Origin of the sequence: Salmonella enterica subsp. diarizonae, from assembly GCF_008692785.1 — a bacterium.
Taxonomy (GTDB): domain Bacteria; phylum Pseudomonadota; class Gammaproteobacteria; order Enterobacterales; family Enterobacteriaceae; genus Salmonella; species Salmonella diarizonae.
Genome location: NZ_VXJV01000006.1, coordinates 298,475 through 312,488 on the forward strand (window position 1 = coordinate 298,475; position 14,014 = coordinate 312,488).

The 14,014-nt window shown below is 54.1% G+C and carries 16 protein-coding genes and 1 riboswitch; of the genes, 9 read left to right on the forward strand and 7 right to left on the reverse strand.

Annotated elements, in window-relative coordinates; all coding sequences use genetic code 11:
• Nucleotides 1-30: 30 nt before the first annotated feature.
• Genes cecR through F4V72_RS14535 form a run of 5 tightly spaced genes read left to right on the forward strand, consistent with a single transcriptional unit; the run spans nt 31 to nt 5,690 of the window.
• Nucleotides 31-705, forward strand: a complete 675-nt coding sequence (cecR, locus tag F4V72_RS14515) for a transcriptional regulator CecR (RefSeq protein WP_053510082.1) — start codon at nt 31-33, stop codon at nt 703-705.
• Nucleotides 705-1,700, forward strand: a complete 996-nt coding sequence (gene hlyD, locus F4V72_RS14520; protein WP_053510083.1) for a secretion protein HlyD — start codon at nt 705-707, stop codon at nt 1,698-1,700. Before cecR ends, hlyD begins: the two co-directional genes overlap by 1 nt.
• Nucleotides 1,693-3,429, forward strand: coding sequence for an ATP-binding cassette domain-containing protein (locus F4V72_RS14525; protein ID WP_079836655.1), 1,737 nt, complete (start codon nt 1,693-1,695; stop codon nt 3,427-3,429). The genes hlyD and F4V72_RS14525 overlap by 8 nt, the downstream gene beginning before the upstream one ends.
• A complete protein-coding gene (locus F4V72_RS14530; RefSeq protein ID WP_023246492.1) occupies nt 3,422-4,552 on the forward strand; it encodes an ABC transporter permease in 1,131 nt (376 codons plus the stop codon). Before F4V72_RS14525 ends, F4V72_RS14530 begins: the two co-directional genes overlap by 8 nt.
• Before the next feature lie 31 nt (nt 4,553-4,583).
• Entirely contained in the window at nt 4,584-5,690 is a 1,107-nt protein-coding gene (locus tag F4V72_RS14535; RefSeq protein ID WP_000469042.1) for an ABC transporter permease, read from the forward strand.
• Here F4V72_RS14535 and F4V72_RS14540 read toward each other — a convergent pair.
• Entirely contained in the window at nt 5,652-6,062 is a 411-nt protein-coding gene (locus tag F4V72_RS14540) for a YbhQ family protein (RefSeq protein ID WP_023246491.1), read from the reverse strand. The genes F4V72_RS14535 and F4V72_RS14540 overlap by 39 nt on opposite strands.
• Nucleotides 6,063-6,194: 132 nt before the next feature.
• Here F4V72_RS14540 and F4V72_RS14545 point away from each other — a divergent pair, with 132 nt between their 5' ends.
• Genes F4V72_RS14545 through F4V72_RS14555 form a run of 3 tightly spaced genes read left to right on the forward strand, consistent with a single transcriptional unit; the run spans nt 6,195 to nt 9,153 of the window.
• Nucleotides 6,195-6,953, forward strand: coding sequence for an endonuclease/exonuclease/phosphatase family protein (locus F4V72_RS14545; RefSeq protein ID WP_053510087.1), 759 nt, complete (start codon nt 6,195-6,197; stop codon nt 6,951-6,953).
• Nucleotides 6,950-8,191, forward strand: coding sequence for a cardiolipin synthase ClsB (clsB, locus tag F4V72_RS14550; RefSeq protein WP_053529665.1), 1,242 nt, complete (start codon nt 6,950-6,952; stop codon nt 8,189-8,191). The genes F4V72_RS14545 and clsB overlap by 4 nt, the downstream gene beginning before the upstream one ends.
• Nucleotides 8,191-9,153: a lysylphosphatidylglycerol synthase transmembrane domain-containing protein gene (locus tag F4V72_RS14555; RefSeq protein ID WP_001129825.1), complete on the forward strand. Its 963-nt coding sequence runs from the start codon at nt 8,191-8,193 to the stop codon at nt 9,151-9,153. Before clsB ends, F4V72_RS14555 begins: the two co-directional genes overlap by 1 nt.
• Nucleotides 9,154-9,246: 93 nt before the next feature.
• Here the strand turns inward: F4V72_RS14555 and F4V72_RS14560 are convergent, their stop codons facing one another.
• The 6 genes from F4V72_RS14560 to moaA all read right to left on the reverse strand — a co-directional run bounded on the left by F4V72_RS14560 (nt 9,247) and on the right by moaA (nt 12,702).
• Nucleotides 9,247-9,951 carry a Bax inhibitor-1/YccA family protein gene (locus tag F4V72_RS14560; RefSeq protein WP_000373611.1) on the reverse strand — a complete coding sequence of 235 codons (705 nt, stop codon included), beginning with the start codon at nt 9,949-9,951 and terminating at the stop codon, nt 9,247-9,249.
• A 47-nt stretch (nt 9,952-9,998) separates the two neighbouring features.
• Nucleotides 9,999-10,451 carry a molybdopterin synthase catalytic subunit MoaE gene (gene moaE, locus F4V72_RS14565; protein ID WP_053529664.1) on the reverse strand — a complete coding sequence of 151 codons (453 nt, stop codon included), beginning with the start codon at nt 10,449-10,451 and terminating at the stop codon, nt 9,999-10,001.
• Between the two features lies 1 nt (nt 10,452).
• Nucleotides 10,453-10,698 carry a molybdopterin synthase sulfur carrier subunit gene (moaD, locus tag F4V72_RS14570; protein WP_170245764.1) on the reverse strand — a complete coding sequence of 82 codons (246 nt, stop codon included), beginning with the start codon at nt 10,696-10,698 and terminating at the stop codon, nt 10,453-10,455.
• Nucleotides 10,691-11,176 carry a cyclic pyranopterin monophosphate synthase MoaC gene (moaC, locus tag F4V72_RS14575; RefSeq protein ID WP_023248171.1) on the reverse strand — a complete coding sequence of 162 codons (486 nt, stop codon included), beginning with the start codon at nt 11,174-11,176 and terminating at the stop codon, nt 10,691-10,693. Before moaC ends, moaD begins: the two co-directional genes overlap by 8 nt.
• 2 nt (nt 11,177-11,178) lie before the next feature.
• A complete protein-coding gene (moaB, locus tag F4V72_RS14580) occupies nt 11,179-11,691 on the reverse strand; it encodes a molybdenum cofactor biosynthesis protein B (protein ID WP_053510092.1) in 513 nt (170 codons plus the stop codon).
• 21 nt (nt 11,692-11,712) lie between these two features.
• Complete coding sequence (gene moaA / locus F4V72_RS14585; RefSeq protein WP_136058398.1) at nt 11,713-12,702, reverse strand: GTP 3',8-cyclase MoaA; 990 nt, start codon at nt 12,700-12,702, stop codon at nt 11,713-11,715.
• Nucleotides 12,690-12,833: riboswitch (molybdenum cofactor riboswitch) on the reverse strand. Its footprint overlaps the gene before it by 13 nt.
• Nucleotides 12,834-13,097: 264 nt before the next feature.
• Between moaA and yvcK the strand changes: the two genes are divergently transcribed.
• Nucleotides 13,098-14,006 (forward strand): uridine diphosphate-N-acetylglucosamine-binding protein YvcK, encoded by a 909-nt coding sequence (gene yvcK, locus F4V72_RS14590; protein WP_023248174.1) that lies wholly within the window; start codon nt 13,098-13,100, stop codon nt 14,004-14,006.
• Nucleotides 14,007-14,014 lie beyond the last annotated feature (8 nt).

The window sequence follows — 14,014 nt, forward strand, 5'->3', positions numbered from 1 at the left end:
CAATCGATTGATTAAGAATTAGGGCGTGTGATGAATATTCCCACCACGACCACCAAGGGCGAGCAGGCGAAAAGCCAGCTAATTGCCGCCGCGCTGGCGCAGTTTGGCGAGTATGGCCTCCATGCCACCACGCGCGATATCGCCGCGCTGGCGGGGCAAAATATTGCCGCCATTACTTACTATTTCGGCTCAAAAGAGGATTTATACCTCGCCTGCGCCCAGTGGATTGCCGATTTTCTTGGCGAAAAATTTCGCCCCCATGCTGAAAAAGCGGAACATCTGTTTAGCCAGCCTGATCCTGACCGGGACGCCATACGCGAGCTCATTCTGCTCGCCTGCAAGAACATGATTATGCTGCTGACGCAGGAAGACACCGTTAACCTGAGTAAATTTATTTCACGCGAGCAGCTCTCTCCCACGTCGGCCTATCAACTGGTTCATGAACAAGTTATCGCTCCGTTGCACACCCATCTGACAAGATTGGTTGCCGCTTATACCGGCTGCGACGCCAATGATACGCGCATGATTTTGCATACCCATGCCTTACTGGGCGAAGTGCTGGCGTTTCGTCTCGGCAAAGAAACTATTTTGTTACGTACCGGCTGGCCGCAGTTTGATGAAGAAAAAGCGGAGCTGATTTACCAGACGGTAACCTGCCACATCGATCTTATTCTGCACGGTTTAACGCAAAGGAGTCTGGACTGATGAAAAAACCTGTCGTTATCGGACTGGTAATCGCAGCTATCGTCGCTGTGGTTGCTGGTGGAACCTGGTGGTATCAAAGTCGGCAGGACGATGGGCTGACGCTATACGGTAATGTCGATATCCGTACCGTCAATATCAGCTTTCGCGTCGGCGGCAGGCTGGCGTCGCTGAATGTTGATGAAGGCGATACTATCAAAGCCGGACAGGTGCTCGGCGAACTGGATCACGCGCCATACGAAAACGCGCTGATGCAGGCGAAAGCTGGCGTTTCGGTCGCTCAGGCGCAATACGATTTGATGCTGGCAGGCTATCGCGATGAAGAGATAGCCCAGGCCGCCGCCGCCGTCAGACAGGCGCAAGCCGCCTATGACTACGCGCAAAACTTTTATAACCGTCAGCAAGGATTGTGGAAAAGCCGCACCATTTCCGCTAATGATCTGGAAAACGCCCGCTCATCGCGCGATCAGGCGCAGGCAACGCTGAAATCCGCACAAGATAAACTGAGCCAGTACCGTACCGGTAATCGCGAACAGGATATCGCCCAGGCGAAAGCCAGCCTGGAACAGGCAAAAGCCCAACTGGCGCAGGCGCAGCTTGATTTACAAGACACCACGCTTATCGCGCCTGCCAACGGGACCTTGCTCACCCGCGCGGTCGAGCCGGGCAGTATGCTGAACGCCGGCAGCACGGTATTAACGCTCTCGCTGACCCGCCCCGTCTGGGTGCGCGCCTACGTCGATGAACGCAACCTCAGTCAGACGCAACCGGGGCGCGACATTCTGTTGTATACCGACGGACGTCCTGACAAACCTTACCACGGCAAGATTGGTTTCGTTTCACCGACCGCGGAATTTACGCCGAAAACCGTCGAAACGCCGGATCTGCGTACCGATCTCGTCTATCGCCTGCGTATTATCGTCACCGATGCGGACGATGCGTTACGCCAGGGGATGCCGGTCACGGTGAAATTTAATGACGAGGCACGGCATGAGTGAGGCCGTTATTACACTGCACGGTCTGACGAAGCGCTTTGCGGGAATGGATAAACCCGCCGTCGCGCCGCTCGACTGTACCATTCATTCCGGTTATGTCACCGGGCTGGTAGGGCCGGACGGCGCAGGAAAAACCACGCTGATGCGTATGCTGGCGGGCCTGCTCAAAGCCGATGGCGGCAGCGCGTCCGTATTGGGCTTCGACCCGATACAAAACGACAGCGAGCTGCACGCGGTTCTGGGCTACATGCCGCAGAAATTCGGTCTGTATGAAGATCTTACCGTCATGGAGAACCTTAATCTCTATGCTGATTTGCGCAGCGTTACCGGCGAGATACGGGAAAAAACCTTTGCCCGTTTGTTGGAGTTTACCGCCCTCGGCCCTTTTACTGGCCGTCTGGCGGGAAAATTGTCCGGCGGGATGAAGCAAAAACTGGGGCTGGCCTGTACGCTGGTCGGCGAACCGAAAGTGCTGCTGTTGGATGAACCGGGCGTTGGCGTTGACCCGATTTCACGGCGCGAGTTGTGGCAAATGGTCCACGAACTGGCGGGCGACGGGATGCTGATTTTATGGAGCACCTCCTATCTGGATGAAGCCGAACAGTGTCGCGACGTGCTGCTGATGAATGAAGGCGAATTGCTCTATCAGGGCGAACCTAAAGCGCTGACGCAAACGATGGCCGGTCGCAGCTTTCTGATGAGCAGTCCACAGGAAAACAACCGTAAGTTGCTACAGAGAGCGCTCAGACTACCACAGGTGAGCGACGGCATGATTCAGGGGCGTTCGGTACGCCTGATCCTGAAAAAAGAGGCAACTGCAGCAGATATTCGTCAGGCCGAAGGGATGCCGGAAATCACCCTCAATGAGACCGCGCCACGCTTCGAAGATGCGTTTATCGATCTTCTTGGCGGGGCGGGAACCGCGGAGTCTCCGCTGGGTTCAATCCTCCATATGGTTGAAGGCACTCCCGGCGAAACGGTGATTGAAGCGCAGGAACTGACGAAAAAATTTGGCGATTTCGCGGCCACGGACCATGTTAATTTCGTCGTACAACGCGGCGAGATTTTTGGCCTGCTCGGCCCGAACGGCGCGGGTAAATCAACCACCTTTAAAATGATGTGCGGCCTGCTGGTGCCGACGTCCGGCAAGGCGCTGGTGCTGGATATGGACCTGAAAGTCAGCTCCGGCAAAGCCCGTCAGCATCTGGGCTATATGGCGCAAAAATTTTCGCTTTACGGCAACCTGACGGTCGAGCAGAACCTGCGTTTTTTCTCTGGCGTCTACGGTTTGCGGGGCCGCGCGCAGAATGAAAAAATTCAGCGCATGAGCGAAGCGTTTGGTCTGAAAAGCATTGCGGCGCATCCCACCGATGCGCTGCCGCTGGGCTTTAAACAGCGTCTGGCGCTGGCCTGCTCGCTGATGCACGAACCGGATATTTTATTCCTTGATGAACCAACATCCGGGGTTGATCCCCTCACCCGCCGTGAATTTTGGCTGCATATTAATAGCATGGTGGAAAAAGGGGTCACGGTAATGGTGACGACCCACTTTATGGATGAGGCGGAATATTGCGATCGCATTGGACTGGTTTATCGTGGAAAGCTTATCGCCAGCGGTACGCCGGACGATCTCAAAGCGCAGGCCGCCGATGAGCAACAGGCCGATCCGACGATGGAGCAGGCCTTTATCACTCTCATCAATGACTGGGATAAGGAGCATATACATGAGTAAGTCTCTCTCCTGGCGCCGCGTGCGTGCGTTGTGCGTCAAAGAGACGCGCCAGATCGTTCGCGATCCCAGTAGCTGGCTGATTGCGGTGGTGATCCCGCTGCTGTTGCTGTTTATTTTCGGTTACGGCATTAACCTCGACTCCAGCAAGCTACGAGTGGGGATTCTGCTTGAACAGCAAAGCCAGGAGGCGCTGGATTTCACTCATGCGATGACCGGTTCACCCTATATCGACGCGACCATTAGCGATAATCGCCATGAATTAATTGAAAAAATGCAGGCCGGACGCATTCGCGGACTGGTGGTGATTCCGGTGGATTTCGCGCAACAAATGGCGCGCGCCGGTGACAGCGCGCCAATTCAGGTTATTACCGATGGCAGCGAGCCAAACACCGCCAACTTCGTTCAGGGTTATGTTGAAGGCATCTGGCAAATCTGGCAACAACAGCGGGCGGAAGATCGCGGCGACACTTTTGAACCGCTCATCGATGTTCAGACGCGCTACTGGTTTAACCCGGCGGCGATCAGTCAACATTTTATTATTCCCGGGGCAGTGACCATTATCATGACGGTAATTGGCGCGATCCTCACCTCGCTGGTCGTTGCCCGCGAATGGGAGCGTGGCACGATGGAGGCGCTGCTCTCAACCGAAGTGACGCGTGTTGAACTGCTGCTGTGTAAGCTTATTCCCTATTACTTTCTCGGTATGCTGGCGATGCTGCTCTGCATGCTGGTATCGGTGTTTATTCTCGGCGTACCGTATCGCGGTTCGCTGGTGATTCTGTTTATCATCACCAGTCTGTTTTTACTGAGTACGTTGGGGATGGGGCTGTTGATTTCCACCATCACTCGTAACCAGTTTAACGCCGCGCAGGTGGCGCTGAACGCCGCCTTTTTACCCTCGATTATGCTGTCCGGGTTTATCTTTCAGATAGACAGTATGCCTGCGGTGATCCGCGCGGTGACCTATATTATTCCGGCGCGCTATTTTGTCAGTACCCTGCAAAGTCTGTTTCTGGCTGGCAATATTCCGGTCGTGTTAGGCATTAACGTACTGTTTTTAATCGCCTCGGCGGTGATGTTTATTGGCCTGACGTGGCTAAAAACCAAACGACGGCTGGACTGATGATTTGCTATCCGGCACTGAGGGCAAGACTATGTTTCATCGTTTATGGACGTTAATCCGCAAAGAACTGCAATCGCTTTTACGCGAACCGCAAACGCGCGCGATCCTGATTCTGCCGGTGCTGATTCAGGTTATCCTGTTTCCGTTCGCCGCGACGCTTGAAGTCACTAACGCGACCATCGCCATTTATAACGAAGATAACGGCAAACATTCGGTAGAACTTACCCAGCGCTTTGCCCGCGCGAAAGCGTTTACCCATGTGCTGTTGCTGAACAGTCCGCAGGAGATCCAGCCGACTATTGATACGCAAAAAGCGCTGCTGCTGGTGCGCTTCCCGGCGGATTTCTCGCGGAATCTGGATACCTTCCAGCCTGCGCCGATGCAACTCATTCTTGATGGACGTAACTCCAACAGCGCGCAAATCGCCGCCAATTATCTGCAACAGATCGTCAAGGAGTATCAGCAGGCGTTGATGGACGGCAAGCCAAAGCCCAACAATAGCGAACTGGTGGTACGCAACTGGTATAACCCGAATCTGGACTACAAGTGGTTTGTGGTGCCCTCGCTGATCGCCATGATCACCACTATCGGCGTGATGATCGTTACTTCGCTGTCCGTCGCCCGCGAGCGTGAACAAGGCACTCTGGATCAACTGCTGGTCTCTCCGCTCACTACCTGGCAGATTTTCGTCGGTAAAGCGGTGCCGGCGCTGATTGTCGCGACCTTCCAGGCTACGATCGTGCTGGCTATCGGCATTTGGGCGTACCAAATCCCCTTCGCCGGTTCGTTAGCGCTGTTTTATTTCACGATGGTGATTTACGGGCTGTCGCTGGTAGGCTTTGGCTTGCTGATATCATCGCTTTGCGCCACGCAACAGCAGGCGTTTATCGGCGTCTTTGTCTTTATGATGCCGGCGATTTTGCTCTCGGGTTATGTCTCACCGGTGGAAAATATGCCGGTCTGGCTGCAAAACTTGACGTGGATAAACCCTATCCGCCACTTTACTGATATTACTAAGCAAATTTATCTTAAGGACGCGAGTCTGGGGATTGTCTGGGGAAGTTTGTGGCCGCTACTGGTGATAGCGGCCACCACAGGTTCAGCGGCGTATGCGATGTTTAGACGCAAAGTGATGTAGCTTTTTATCTTTCGCCAGTAGCGAAACCACGGCGGGCCCGGCCAGGATAGCCAGCCCCGCCAGCGCCAGTAAAACATTATTTTGCAATACGCGGGATAGCAGCCAGAGGACAATCAGCGCGGTGCCGAAGTACCAGGTGGTAGTCAGCTCTTCCAGCACATCCGCCACATCGCGCCAGCGTTGCTCATGATGACGCTGCAACGCCAGCATCAGCAGTACCGTCACGCCATAAAGCATGCATAATCCCAGGCCGACGCGCACTAATGTGCCGCTCATCCAGCCTATTACCAGCATCGCCACTACCAGTAAATGCAACATAATCTGCCAACAACCGAGGCCGGTTGCGACACGAACGCGTTGTTGCCACTTCATGGCTTTTCTCCTGAAGCATTTTTCTCTCATTATTCAGAGTACCGAACTTTACGGAAAATTCCGTAAGACCGCATCTTTTTGTGACGACGACTACACTATTTCAATCAGGATAGTGACGCGGACAGGAAGAAAATGACTCAACACACGCGAAATTTTTCATTCAAAGTGCTCACGATTAATACGCACAAAGGTTTTACCGCCTTTAATAAACGCTTCATCCTGCCGGAGCTACGCGACGCCGTCAGAACGGTCGGCGCCGATATCGTCTGTCTGCAAGAAGTGATGGGTGCGCATGAGGTGCATCCGCTGCATATCGAAAACTGGCCGGACACCACCCATTATGAATTTTTGGCCGACACCATGTGGAGCGATTTCGCCTATGGCCGCAATGCGGTCTATCCAGAAGGCCACCACGGTAATGCGGTTCTTTCTCGCTATCCCATTGAACATTATGAAAATCGCGACGTCTCGGTCGACGGTAGCGAAAAACGCGGCGTGCTCTATTGCCGCATTACGCCGCCCATGCTCAACCACCCTATCCACGTCATGTGCGTGCATCTCGGCCTGCGGGAGAGCCATCGGCAGGCGCAGTTAACCATGCTGGCGGGATGGGTGAATGCCTTGCCGGAATCAGAACCAGTACTGGTGGCCGGAGACTTTAATGACTGGCGGCAAAAGGCCGGCCCGCCGCTAAACGCAGCCGGGCTGGAGGAGATATTCACCCGCGCCCACGGTCGACCGGCGCGCACTTTCCCGGTGAGTATGCCGCTGCTGCGACTCGATCGTATTTACGTCAAGAATGCTAACGCCAGTTCTCCTACGGCGCTACCGCTGCGGAACTGGCGACATTTATCAGACCATGCCCCCCTTAGCGCGGAGATCCATCTATGAAATGCGGCTGGCGTGAAGGTAATCAAATTCAGCTACTGGAAAACGGCGACCAGTTCTATCCTGCCGTGTTTACGGCTATCGCTCAGGCACAGCAAAAAATCATTCTGGAAACCTTTATCTTATTTGAAGATGAGGTGGGCAAAAAACTCCATGCCGCTCTGCTAAAAGCCGCACAGCGCGGCGTAAAAGCCGAAGTATTACTCGACGGCTACGGCTCTCCCGATCTCAGCGACGCGTTTGTCGGTGAGTTAACCGCAGCGGGCGTTATTTTTCGCTATTACGATCCCCGCCCGCGTCTACTGGGGTTGCGAACCAATATCTTCCGCCGAATGCACCGCAAAATTGTGGTGATTGATGATCGTATTGCCTTTGTCGGCGGCATTAACTATTCCGCCGAGCATATGTCGGATTACGGCCCGCAGGCGAAACAAGACTACGCGGTACGGGTCGAAGGGCCTGTAGTGGCCGATATCCTGCAATTCGAAGTCGAGAACCTGCCGGGGCAAAGCCCTGCGCGCCGCTGGTGGAAACGCCATCATCAGGCAGAAGAAAACCGCCAGCCCGGCGAGGCGCAGGCGCTGTTTGTCTGGCGGGATAACGAAGAGCATCGCGACGATATCGAACGTCATTATCTGAAAATGCTGACCCAGGCAAAGCGTGAAGTGATTATCGCTAACGCCTATTTTTTCCCCGGCTATCGCTTGCTCCACGCAATGCGTAAAGCCGCCCGCCGTGGCGTGAGCGTAAAACTGATTGTCCAGGGGGAGCCAGACATGCCGATTGTCAAAGTCGGCGCGCGGTTGCTCTACAACTATCTGGTGAAGGGCGGCGTACAGGTTTATGAATACCGTCGCCGTCCGCTGCACGGCAAAGTGGCGCTGATGGACGATCACTGGGCCACGGTAGGGTCAAGTAATCTCGATCCGCTCAGCCTGTCGCTTAATCTTGAAGCTAACCTGATCATTCACGATCGCAATTTTAACCAGACCCTGCGCGATAATTTACAAGGCATCATCGTGAATGATTGTAAGCAGGTCGATGAGTCAATGCTGCCGAAACGCACCTGGTGGAACCTGACCAAAAGCGTGCTGGCGTTCCACTTTTTACGCCATTTCCCGGCGCTGGTCGGCTGGCTACCTGCGCATACCCCGCATCTGGCGCAGGTTCCCCCACCTGCCCAGCCAGAAATGGAAACCCAGGATCGCGTTGATCCAGAAAATACAGGAGTGAAGCCCTAATGGCTAAATCGCATCCGCGCTGGCGGCTGGCTAAAAAAGTGCTGACCTGGCTGTTTTTTATTGCGGTCGTCGTTCTGCTGGTGGTTTATGCTAAAAAGGTCGACTGGGGCGATGTCTGGACCGTCATCCGCGACTATAACCGCACGGCACTTTTAAGCGCCGTGGGACTGGTGATCGTTAGCTATCTTCTGTACGGCTGCTACGACCTGCTTGGACGGCTTTATTGCGGCCATAAACTGGCGAAGCGGCAGGTTATGCTGGTATCGTTCGTCTGCTACGCTTTTAACCTGACGCTCAGCACCTGGGTCGGCGGGATCGGAATGCGTTACCGACTTTACTCCCGCCTCGGCTTGCCAGGCAGTACTATCACGCGTATTTTCTCGCTCAGTATTACCACTAACTGGCTGGGCTATATTCTGCTTGGCGGCATCATTTTTACCTTCGGCGTTGTCCAGCTTCCCGACCACTGGTATATCGATGAAGGCACGCTACGTATTCTCGGTATCGTTTTATTGTTGATTATCGCGGTCTATCTGTGGTTTTGCGCCTTTGCAAAGCGGCGGCATATGACGATTAAAGGGCAGAAACTGGTGCTGCCGTCATGGAAATTCGCGCTGGCGCAGATGGCGATCTCCAGCGCGAACTGGATGGCGATGGGCGCCATAATCTGGCTGCTGATGGGCCAGGATGTGAACTATTTCTTTGTACTGGGCGTACTGCTGGTGAGCAGTATTGCGGGCGTCATCGTACATATTCCGGCAGGCATCGGCGTGCTGGAGGCCGTATTCCTCGCGTTGCTGGCGGGCGAACATACGTCGCAAGGCACGATTATCGCCGCCCTGCTCGCTTACCGCGTGCTTTACTATTTTATTCCCCTGTTGCTGGCGCTGGTGTGTTATCTGGTCCTGGAGAGCCGGGCGAAAAAGCTGCGGGCGAAAAACGAACGGGCGATGGCGAAATGATCGTGCGAAACTGCCTGATGGCGCATAGCTTTCAGGCCTACAAAGTGCCGTAGGCCTGATAAGGCGCTGCGCATCGCCATCCGGCAATGAAACTTAGCGACGGTTGCCAAAAATACGCAGTAACATCAGGAACAGGTTGATAAAGTCCAGGTACAGCGTTAACGCGCCGAGAATCGAATACTTACGCAGATTAGCACTATCGCGGGTATCTATTTGCTCGCCGATATTTTTCAGTTTCTGCGTGTCGTAGGCGGTCAGACCGACAAACACAACCACCCCGATATAGGTTACCGCCCACATCAGCGCTTCGCTCTTCAGCCAAAAATTGACCAGCGACGCCAGAACGATACCAATAAGCGCCATAAACAGCATATTGCCGAAACCGCTAAGATCGCGTTTAGTGGTGTACCCGTACAGGCTCATGGCGCCAAACATTCCCCCCGTCACCACAAACGTGCTGGCGATAGAGGAGTAGGTGTAAACGATAAAAATACTGGATAACGTCAATCCGGTTAGCGCCGAATAGAGCATAAACAGCGTCGTCGCCATTCCGGCGCTAAGTTTATGCACCAGTCCCGACAGAACAAACACCAGCGCAAGCTGAGCAATGATTAACCCAAAGAAGGTGATCTTACTGGAAAAGACAAACATCATGACGGCTGGCGTATTAGCCGCATACCACGCGATAAACGCGGTCAGTAACAGTCCGACCGTCATCCAGCCATACACTTGCGCCATATAGGTCTGCAGGCCAGAACGCGCCTGCACTATTGAATCAGATCGTGGAAATCTGTCCATGATAAACTCCTGTGTGGAAATGATACCCTAAAGCGTATCACATTATGCTACCAACGTTTCGCCGACTGCTGGTCGCTGTCGCGCGCTTCAACCCAGCGATCGCCTTCCGGCGTGGCTTCACGCTTCCAGAACGGCGCACGGGTTTTCAGATAATCCATAATGAACTGACCGGCGTCGAACGCGCTACTGCGGTGCGCGCTGGTGACGCCGACAAACACGATCTCATCGCCCGGCCATAATTCGCCAACGCGATGAATCACCGTTACCCGACCCAGCGGCCAGCGGGAGCGCGCCTCAGCGACGATCTCCGCCAGAGCTTTCTCTGTCATGCCAGGATAATGCTCCAGCGTCAGCGCCTTAACGCTATCGCCCAGGTTATGATTGCGCACTTTTCCGGTAAAGGTGACGACCGCGCCGTCTTCGTCGCGCGCCGCCAGCCAGGGATATTCCTCCCCGATGCTAAACGGCGCAGGACCGACTATAATTCGCGTTTCACGCATGTTAGCCTCCCGTGACTGGCGGGAAAAACGCCACTTCATCGCCCACCGTCAGCGGATGGTCAAAACTCACCAACGTCTGGTTGACCGCCGCCAACAGCTTGCCGTCTTCCAGCGCCATCGCCCAACGATCGCTCTTTGCCGCCAGATGCTGTCGCAGCGACTCAACGGTGGAAAAATCTGCTGGAAGATCCAGCGCGTCAGTTCCTGTAAGCTCGCGAACCTGGGCGAAGAAAAGCACCTTAATCATGCGCATCCACCTTAAAATCCCCTGATTTGCCGCCGCTTTTCGCCAGCAGACGCACCGGACCAATCACCATATCTTTTTGTACCGCTTTGCACATGTCGTAGATGGTTAACGCTGCGACGGACGCCGCGGTTAACGCTTCCATTTCGACGCCCGTTTTACCGGTCAGGCGACACAGAGACTCAATACGCACGCGGCGATGCTCCGGCTCGGCCTGAAGCTGAACCTCCACTTTACTTAGCAGTAGCGGGTGGCACAGCGGGATCAGCTCCCAGGTGCGTTTGGCGGCCTGAATACCGGCAATACGAGCGGTCGCGAAAACATCGCCCTTGTGGTGTTTGCCATCAATAATCATCGCCAGCGTCTCACTACGCATGGTAACGAATGCTTCCGCCCGCGCTTCACGAACGGTTTCCGCTTTGGCGGAAACGTCCACCATGTGCGCTTCGCCTGCGGCGTTTATATGGGTTAATTGCGACATCGTTATTTCTTTAAATGAGGATGAAAATTACATGGGCGCGTACGGGCATCCAACTGCGGCGCAATGATATTCTCCCATGCGGTTCTGCACGCTTTTGTGGAGCCCGGCATGGCGAAAATCAAGGTGTTATTCGCCACGCCAGCTACCGCGCGCGACTGCAGAGTTGCGGTGCCGATCTCTTCAAACGAGAGCATTCGAAACACTTCGCCAAATCCTTCCACTTCACGATCGAACAGCGGCAACAGCGCTTCCGGCGCCTGATCGCCTTCGGTCAAACCGGTCCCGCCAGTCATCAATACGACCTGCACCTCATCACTGGCAATCCAGGCGGAAACCTGGGCGCGAATCGCGTAACGGTTCTCTTTAACGATGGCTTTTGCCACTACTTGATGCCCGGCCTCCTGCGCCGAATCACGCAGATAATGACCGGAGGTATCGTCGTCTTCGCCGCGTCGATTGGAAACAGTAAGAATAGCGATGCGGGTCGGGATAAATTCAGCGCTTACCTGACTCATCTGAAATCTCCTTATTAAGGATTAACCGCCAATGTAGGATAAATTTTGCGTAATACCAGTATTGCTCTGGTGAAGGAAATGGGTCTGCTTTTTCTCCCGCAACGCGTCGGAAATACGTTCCTCAAGCGCGTATTGCTGCACGTCATCCTGCAACAGGTCGCGCAAACTCAAGCCGCCGTCGCCAAACAGACATAAATGCAGCTTACCGACGGACGAAACGCGCAGGCGGTTACAGGTGGCGCAGAAGTCTTTTTCATACGGCATAATGAGGCCGATCTCACCGGCATAATCGGGGTGACAAAAAACCTGCGCCGGGCCATCGCTACGCTGGCGTTGCTGGTGGATCCAGCCGCGCGTAATCAGCTCGTCGCGCAGTACCTGACCAGAAATATGATGTTTACGGAAGAGGTCGCTCCCCTCGCCCGTCTCCATAAGTTCAATGAAGCGTAGCTGAATGGGGCGAGGCTGAATCCATGCAAGGAAGGTATCCAACTGATGGTGATTCACATCGCGCATCAGCACGGTATTGACTTTCACCTTTTCGAAACCGGCGTCAAAGGCGGCATCGATGCCCGCCATCACCTGGCGGAATTTATCCTGACCGGTAATCGCATGGAACTGACGCGCATCCAGACTATCCACGCTGACGTTGACGCCCGTCAGACCCGCTTCGCGCCAGTTCGCAGCATCACGCGCCAGTCGATAACCGTTAGTTGTCACCGCGATCTGGCGAATAGCGTCATTTTCACCTACGGCGGCAATGATGTCGGTAAAATCGCGACGTAATGAAGGCTCGCCGCCGGTAAGACGCACCTTTTCCGTGCCAAGACTGGCAAAAGCGCGCGTAACGCGACGAATTTCATCGACGGTAAGGAAACCATTGTTAGTGACGCCGCCTGGTTTGTAGCCATCCGGCAGACAGTAGGTGCAACGAAAGTTGCACACATCGGTAATCGACAAACGTAAGTAATAAAACTTACGCGCGAAAGCATCGGTAAGTTGTGAAGCCATGTACACCTTTCCAAATACGGGAGGCGGAGTCATTTCTTCCTGCGCCCTGGTGGCAAACGCTGAACGTTGTCACGGCCAAAACACCGTATCAAAATGACCCAGGTGCAGAGGCTAGAGTGTTTACTGTGGTTATGCCGATACTAGCGTGTAAATGACAATTTCGCCATCCCGCTTTCGCTATATAAACATATACATAGCGACATGATCGTGCTATTTAACGACAGAATACGTGAAAATCGCACTTTTATATTGATATACATCATTTAGCGGTGACAACGTCCTCGCTAAAAAGGGGTAGTTAAAAACAATTTATCGACTTTTAGCCTGCTAGCTAATTGCTGAAAACCCGCCATTTGCGCTACTGTAACGCTGTTTATCTGACTTCAGGAATTTTTATGCGCAATCGTACGCTGGCTGACCTGGATCGTGTCGTCGCCCTCGGCGGAGGGCATGGATTAGGACGCGTCCTCTCCTCGCTTTCTTCATTAGGTTCACGCCTGACCGGTATTGTTACTACCACGGATAACGGAGGGTCAACTGGCCGTATTCGCCGTTCGGAAGGCGGGATCGCCTGGGGCGATATGCGCAACTGTCTGAACCAGTTAATTACCGAACCCAGCGTCGCATCCGCTATGTTTGAGTATCGTTTTGGCGGTAATGGCGAACTTTCTGGTCATAATCTCGGAAATTTGATGTTAAAGGCGTTAGATCACCTGAGCGTGCGGCCTCTGGAAGCGATCAATCTAATTCGTAATCTGCTTAAAGTGGACGCGCAGCTGATCCCGATGTCCGAACTACCGGTAGATCTGATGGCGATTGACGAACAGGGGCATGAGGTTTACGGCGAGGTGAATATCGATCAGTTAGCGACGCCGCCGCAGGAGATCATGTTAACGCCAAACGTTCCGGCGACGCGGGAAGCGGTACAGGCCATTAATGACGCGGATTTGATTCTGATTGGCCCTGGCAGTTTTTATACCAGCCTGATGCCTGGCCTGCTGCTGGATGAACTGGCGCAGGCACTGCGGCGCACCCCGGCGCCAATGGTGTATATCGGCAATCTGGGCCGCGAATTAAGTCTGCCCGCCGCCAGTTTAACGCTGGTCGATAAGCTGGCGATGATGGAACAATATATTGGCAAAAAGGTTATTGACGCAGTGGTGGTTGGACCGAAAGTCGATGTCAGCGCGGTTAACGACCGGGTGGTGATTCAGGAAGTGCTGGAGGCCAGCGATATCCCCTATCGCCACGATCGTCAGTTATTACATAATGCGCTGGAAAAAGCGCTACAGGCGTTGGGTTAATGACATTT

Bases quoted from the DNA above. Each gene is read 5' to 3' on its own strand.
- F4V72_RS14535 (WP_000469042.1), top strand. From the start codon at position 4,584: ATGTTTCATCGTTTATGGACGTTAATCCGCAAAGAACTGCAATCGCTT.
- F4V72_RS14560 (WP_000373611.1), bottom strand. From the start codon at position 9,951: ATGGACAGATTTCCACGATCTGATTCAATAGTGCAGGCGCGTTCTGGC.
- F4V72_RS14525 (WP_079836655.1), top strand. From the start codon at position 1,693: ATGAGTGAGGCCGTTATTACACTGCACGGTCTGACGAAGCGCTTTGCG.
- moaC (WP_023248171.1), bottom strand. From the start codon at position 11,176: ATGTCGCAATTAACCCATATAAACGCCGCAGGCGAAGCGCACATGGTG.
- F4V72_RS14530 (WP_023246492.1), top strand. From the start codon at position 3,422: ATGAGTAAGTCTCTCTCCTGGCGCCGCGTGCGTGCGTTGTGCGTCAAA.
- moaB (WP_053510092.1), bottom strand. From the start codon at position 11,691: ATGAGTCAGGTAAGCGCTGAATTTATCCCGACCCGCATCGCTATTCTT.
- moaA (WP_136058398.1), bottom strand. From the start codon at position 12,702: ATGGCTTCACAACTTACCGATGCTTTCGCGCGTAAGTTTTATTACTTA.
- F4V72_RS14545 (WP_053510087.1), top strand. From the start codon at position 6,195: ATGACTCAACACACGCGAAATTTTTCATTCAAAGTGCTCACGATTAAT.
- moaE (WP_053529664.1), bottom strand. From the start codon at position 10,451: ATGCGTGAAACGCGAATTATAGTCGGTCCTGCGCCGTTTAGCATCGGG.
- hlyD (WP_053510083.1), top strand. From the start codon at position 705: ATGAAAAAACCTGTCGTTATCGGACTGGTAATCGCAGCTATCGTCGCT.
- clsB (WP_053529665.1), top strand. From the start codon at position 6,950: ATGAAATGCGGCTGGCGTGAAGGTAATCAAATTCAGCTACTGGAAAAC.
- moaD (WP_170245764.1), bottom strand. From the start codon at position 10,698: ATGATTAAGGTGCTTTTCTTCGCCCAGGTTCGCGAGCTTACAGGAACT.
- F4V72_RS14540 (WP_023246491.1), bottom strand. From the start codon at position 6,062: ATGAAGTGGCAACAACGCGTTCGTGTCGCAACCGGCCTCGGTTGTTGG.
- cecR (WP_053510082.1), top strand. From the start codon at position 31: ATGAATATTCCCACCACGACCACCAAGGGCGAGCAGGCGAAAAGCCAG.
- F4V72_RS14555 (WP_001129825.1), top strand. From the start codon at position 8,191: ATGGCTAAATCGCATCCGCGCTGGCGGCTGGCTAAAAAAGTGCTGACC.
- yvcK (WP_023248174.1), top strand. From the start codon at position 13,098: ATGCGCAATCGTACGCTGGCTGACCTGGATCGTGTCGTCGCCCTCGGC.